Source organism: Streptomyces sp. LS1784 (assembly GCF_020103755.1).
In the GTDB taxonomy this organism is placed as follows: domain Bacteria; phylum Actinomycetota; class Actinomycetes; order Streptomycetales; family Streptomycetaceae; genus Kitasatospora.
Genome location: NZ_JAHSQD010000537.1, coordinates 1 through 5,651 on the forward strand (window position 1 = coordinate 1; position 5,651 = coordinate 5,651).

Genomic DNA, 5,651 nt, shown 5'->3' on the forward strand with positions numbered 1-5,651 from the left:
CCCGCGTCCCGGTGGCGGTGCCCCGGGTGGCGGCGGCGGCTTCGGTCCGCGTCCCGGTGGTTTCGGTGGTCGTCCCGGCGGCCCGGGTGCCCGTGGCGGCACGCAGGGCGCTTTCGGTCGTGGCCCGGGCGGTCGCCCGGCGCGCGGTCGCAAGTCGAAGCGGGCGAAGCGCCAGGAGTACGAGGCCATGCAGGCCCCGTCCGTCGGCGGTGTGATGCTGCCTCGCGGCAACGGCCAGACCGTTCGCCTGTCGAGCGGCGCCTCGCTGATGGACTTCGCGGAGAAGATCAACGCCAACCCGGCCGCGCTCGTCTCCGTCATGTTCAACCTCGGTGAGATGGTCACCGCGACGCAGTCGGTCTCCGACGCGACCCTCGAACTGCTGGCCGGCGAGATGGGCTTCCAGCTCGAGATCGTCAGCCGGGACGACGAGGACCGCGAGCTGCTGGAGTCGTTCGACATCGACTTCGGCGCCGACGAGGGCGACGAGGACCAGCTGGCCCCGCGCCCGCCGGTCGTCACCGTCATGGGTCACGTCGACCACGGTAAGACCCGCCTGCTGGACGCCATCCGCAAGTCCAACGTGGTGGCCGGTGAGGCCGGTGGCATCACCCAGCACATCGGTGCCTACCAGGTCGTCACCGAGGTGAACGGCGAGCAGCGTCCGATCACCTTCCTGGACACCCCGGGTCACGAGGCGTTCTCCGCCATGCGTGCCCGTGGTGCCAAGTCCACCGACATCGCGATCCTGGTGGTCGCGGCCAACGACGGTGTCATGCCGCAGACGGTCGAGGCGCTGAACCACGCCAAGGCCGCCGGTGTGCCGATCGTGGTCGCCGTCAACAAGATCGACGTCGAGGGCGCCGACCCGACCAAGGTCCGCGGTCAGCTGACCGAGTTCGGTCTGGTGGCCGAGGAGTACGGCGGCGACACCATGTTCGTCGACATCTCCGCCCGCCAGGGCCTGCACATCGACCAGCTGCTGGAGGCCGTGGTCCTGACCGCGGACGCCTCGCTGGACCTGCGGGCCAACCCCGAGCAGGACGCGCAGGGTATCGCCATCGAGGCGCACCTGGACAAGGGCCGCGGCGCCATGGCGACCGTGCTCGTGCAGCGCGGTACCCTCCGCGTCGGCGACTCGATCGTCGTGGGCGACGCCTACGGCCGCGTCCGCGCGATGCTGGACGAGAACGGCAACAACCTCACCGAGGCCGGCCCGTCCCGTCCGGTGCTGCTGCTCGGTCTGACCTCGGTGCCCCGCGCCGGCGACAGCTTCATCGTCGTCGACGAGGACCGCACCGCCCGCCAGATCGCCGAGAAGCGCTCGGCCCGCGACCGCAACGCCGCCTTCGCGCAGCGTCGGGTCCGGGTGTCCCTGGAGGACCTGGACAAGGCCATCGCCGCCGGCTCCATCGAGCAGCTCAACCTCATCATCAAGGGTGACGTCTCCGGTTCGGTCGAGGCCCTTGAGGACGCCCTGGTCAAGCTGGACGTGGGCGAGGAGGTCGAACTCCGGGTCCTGCACCGCGGTGTGGGTGCCATCACCGAGTCCGACGTGGACCTGGCGATGGGCTCGGACGCCATCATCATCGGCTTCAACGTGCGCGCCGAGGGCCGTGCGCGTACCGCGGCCGAGAAGGAAGGCGTGGACGTCCGGTACTACTCGGTCATCTACCAGGCGATCGAGGAGATCGAGAACGCCCTCAAGGGCATGCTCAAGCCGGAGTACGAGGAGGTGCGCCTCGGCGCCGCGGAGATCCGCGAGGTCTTCCGCTCCTCCAAGTTCGGCAACATCGCCGGTGTCCTGGTCCGCGACGGCATCATCCGCCGCAACGCCAAGGCCCGCCTGCTGCGCGACGGCAAGGTCGTGGCGGAGAACCTCTCCATCGAGGGTCTGCGCCGCTTCAAGGACGACGCGACCGAGGTCCGCGAGGGCTTCGAGGCCGGTGTCACCCTGGGGTCGTTCAACGACATCAAGGTCGACGACATCATCGAGACCTACGAGATGCGCGAGAAGCCGCGCGCCTAGTCGGTGTCAGCCGGGGCCGGTCGACGGGTGGTATTTCCGTCGACCGGCCCCGGTCTCGCTGTGTAGGGTCCGGGAGTAGTCCAGACGTAGCGGCGTCAGCCCGGTTCCGGGCTGCCCCCCCGAGGCCTTCCAGGTCGGCGAGACCTGTCATACATGTTCGTGGGAACACTCACCTTCGACCTGCTGCTGGGCGACGTCCACTCGCTCAAGGAGAAGCGTTCGATCGTGCGGCCCATCGTGGCCGAACTGCAGCGCAAGTACAGCGTGTGCGCTGCCGAGACCGGGAACCAGGACCTGCACCGCCGGGCCGAGATCGGCCTCGCGGTGGTGTCCGGCGATGCCGGGTACGTGACCGAGGTCCTGGACAGCTGTGAGCGGTTGGTCGCCGGCCGCCCCGAGGTGCAGCTCCTCTCCGCGAGGAGGCGGTACCACAACGACGACGACGAATGAGGACTGTGGAGCCGGCCGACGAAGTCGCCGTTCTCACACGGATCAGGACCGAGAGCGCCCGCAAGGCCGGGCGCGGGCCGGTACTTTGGGGCGTGGGCCCCGACGGGTGCGCAGCTCGCCCGGGTACCGGGCCACTGCACGAGGAGGCAACGTGACCGACACCGCAAGGGCGCGCAAGCTCGCCGACCGCATCCAGGTGGTCGTCGCCCAGACCCTGGAGCGGCGGATCAAGGACCCCCGCCTGGGGTTCGTGACCATCACCGACACCCGGGTGACCGGAGACCTGCGCGAGGCCACCGTCTTCTACACCGTCTTCGGTGACGAGACCGAGCGCGAGGCCACCGCGGCCGCCCTGGAGAGCGCCAAGGGCGTGATCCGCTCGGAGGTCGGCAAGATCGGCGTGCGCTTCACCCCGACGCTGACCTTCGTCGCGGACGCGCTGCCGGACAACGCCCGGAACATCGACGACCTGCTCGACCGGGCCCGCACCTCGGACGCCGCCGTGCGCACCCAGGCCGCGGGGGCGAGCTACGCCGGCGCCGCGGACCCGTACCGGGTTCCGGCGTCCGAGCGTGACGACGAGGACGAGTAGTCATGGCGGGTGAGCCGGCGCAGGCCGCCTCGCGAGCCGGATCGACCACGGGGGCGTCCTCCACCAGCACGGTGGAGGGTGCCCTCGCGGCGCTCCCGGGCCCGCGTACCGAGGAGAGCGGGTCCGAGCTGCTCTGGCAGCAGGTGGTGGCGGAGATCGGGCGGGCCCGTTCGATCGACCTGATCTGCCACATCTGCCCGGACGGCGACGCGTTGGGCTCCTCGCTGGCTGCCGCGCTGGCGCTGCGCGTGCTCGGCAAGCAGGTGCGGGTCTCCTTCGGCGACGACCCGCAGATCGTGCCCGAGTCGCTGTCCTTCCTGCCCGGCCAGGAGTTGATCGTGCCGGCCGCCGAGGTGCCGGACGTGCCGGAACTGGTGCTCTGCTTCGACGTGGCCGCGGAGAGCCGGCTCGGCCTGCTGCACGACAAGGCCTTCGCCGCGCCCGTCCTGGTGGTGTTCGACCACCACGCCTCCAACCCGGGCTTCGGCACCCACCAGTTGATCGACCCGACCGCGCCGGCCACCGCCGTGCTGGTCGACGAACTGCTGCGCCGGCTCGGGGTCGAGCTGGACCAGGAGTTGGCCACCTGCCTCTACACCGGTGTCGCCACCGACACCGGCTCGTTCAAGTACCGGGCCACCACACCCGCCACCCACGAGCTGGCCGGCCGGCTGTTGGCCACCGGGATCCGGCACGACCTGATCTCCCGGCAGCTGTGGGACACCTCGTCCTTCGGCTACCTCAAGGTGCTCGCGGGCGCGCTCGACCGGGCCGTCTACGAGCCGGAGGCGGCCGGTGGGCTGGGCCTGGTGTGGACCTGGGTGCCGTACCAGGACCTCGCGCTGTTCAGCGTCACCGTCGAGGAGATCGAGGGGCTGATCGACATCCTGCGCCGTCCGGCCGAGGCCGAGGTGGCGCTGGTGCTCAAGCAGGACCCGGACGGCACGCTGCGCGGTTCCTCGCGCTCCAAGGGCGCGGTGGACGTCGCCGCGGCCTGCACCGAACTGGGCGGCGGGGGCCACGTCTTCGCGGCCGGCTTCAGCGTCCGGGAGGACGTGGCCGCGGTGGTCGAGCGGTTCCGGAGTGCCCTGCGGCCGGTACGTTGATCGTCTCTCCTGACGTTATTTAGAGAAAGAACCCGATGAAGCGCAAAGGCACCGGCCCGGACGGCCTGGTGATCGTCGACAAGCCCGAGGGCATCACCTCGCACGGGGTCGTCGCCAAGCTGCGGTGGCTGGCCGGGACCAGGAAGGTCGGGCACGCCGGCACCCTGGACCCGATGGCCACCGGCGTGCTGGTGATCGGCGTCGAGCGGGCCACCCGGCTGCTCGGCCACCTGATGCTCACCGCCAAGACCTACGAGGCGACCATCCGGCTCGGCCAGACCACCGTCACCGACGACCGCGAGGGCGAGGTCACCTCCTCGACCCCGGCCGACGCCGTCACCCGGGAGGCGATCGACGCCGGGATCGCGGTGCTCACCGGCGAGATCATGCAGGTGCCGTCCAAGGTCAGCGCGATCAAGATCGACGGCAAGCGCTCGTACGCGCGGGTGCGCGAGGGCGAGGACTTCGAGCTCGCGGCCCGGCCGACCACGATCCACTCCTTCACCGTGCACGAGCAGCGCGCGGCGCTCGCCGAGGACGGCACGCCGGTGACCGACCTGGACGTCACCGTCGAGTGCTCCTCCGGCACCTACATCCGGGCACTGGCCCGGGACCTGGGCGCCGGGCTGGGCGTCGGCGGGCACCTGACCGCGCTGCGGCGCACCAAGGTCGGGCCGTACGGGGTCGAGTCGGCGCGCACCCTGGAGCAGTTGGAGGCCGAGGTCACCGGCGAGCCCGCCAAGGAGCTGGAGGTGCTGCCGATCGCGGCGGCCGCGGCGGCGGCCTTCCCGCGCTGGGACCTGGACGAGGCCTCGGCGCAGAAGCTGTCCCACGGCGCCCGGCTGAAGGCGCCCGGGATGGGCGTGGACGGGCCGATCGCGGTGTTCGGGCCGGACGGGCGCTTCCTCGCGCTGGTCGAGGAGAAGGGCGGGCAGGCCAAGCCGGTCGCGGTCTTCGTCGGCTGACGGCCCCGCCGCTGTTCGGAGCCCCCGTCGGGATTCATCCCGACGGGGGCTTTCCCGTTTCCGGAGCACCTTCACCCGCACGAGGGGGCGCGCGGAGTGAACGCCCGTGGTGAGCGGCGCGGGCGCGGTCGGGTCGCCGCCCCGGCGGGCAGGTTCCCGACGACGAGCGGGCGACGGCCGAGGGGGGTACGACATGCCGGGGTTTCCGGAGGGCGGTCCAGGGCGGTACCTGCTGCGGATCCGGGACCTCAACGGGCGGCTGCACGGCGTGGGGTTCGTCGCCGACCCACAGGGGGGCGTGCTGACGGCGCACGAGAGCGTGGCCGGACTGGACCGGATCGTCCTGCACACCCCCGGCGGGCAGACCAGGGTGCTCGGCCCGGACGCCGTGCTGCCGCTGCCCGAGTACGGGCTCGCGCTGCTGCGCACCGGGGCGGTCGGCGGGCTGCCGGTGCCGCCGCTGCCGCTGTGCGCCGTCGTGGCCGGCCACGAGGTGCTGCTGCCCGCGC

At 71.7% G+C, this 5,651-nt stretch carries 6 protein-coding genes; all 6 read left to right on the top strand.

What is annotated here, in order from left to right; all coding sequences use genetic code 11:
- Positions 1–2,029: translation initiation factor IF-2 (infB, locus tag KS423_RS36990; protein WP_224284124.1), on the top strand; the 2,029-nt coding region annotated here is incomplete at its 5' end.
- Positions 2,030–2,182: 153 nt separating this feature from the next.
- Positions 2,183–2,479: a DUF503 domain-containing protein gene (locus tag KS423_RS36995; protein ID WP_224284125.1), complete on the top strand. Its 297-nt coding sequence runs from the start codon at positions 2,183–2,185 to the stop codon at positions 2,477–2,479.
- A gap of 151 nt (positions 2,480–2,630) precedes the next feature.
- On the top strand, positions 2,631–3,071 hold the full coding sequence (rbfA, locus tag KS423_RS37000; protein WP_224284126.1) for a 30S ribosome-binding factor RbfA: 441 nt from the start codon (positions 2,631–2,633) through the stop codon (positions 3,069–3,071).
- A gap of 2 nt (positions 3,072–3,073) precedes the next feature.
- Positions 3,074–4,177, top strand: coding sequence for a bifunctional oligoribonuclease/PAP phosphatase NrnA (locus KS423_RS37005; RefSeq protein ID WP_224284127.1), 1,104 nt, complete (start codon positions 3,074–3,076; stop codon positions 4,175–4,177).
- Positions 4,178–4,212: 35 nt separating this feature from the next.
- Positions 4,213–5,142, top strand: coding sequence for a tRNA pseudouridine(55) synthase TruB (gene truB, locus KS423_RS37010; protein ID WP_224284128.1), 930 nt, complete (start codon positions 4,213–4,215; stop codon positions 5,140–5,142).
- Between the two features lie 193 nt (positions 5,143–5,335).
- On the top strand, positions 5,336–5,651 hold a 316-nt coding region (locus KS423_RS37015; RefSeq protein ID WP_224284129.1), incomplete at its 3' end, for a hypothetical protein.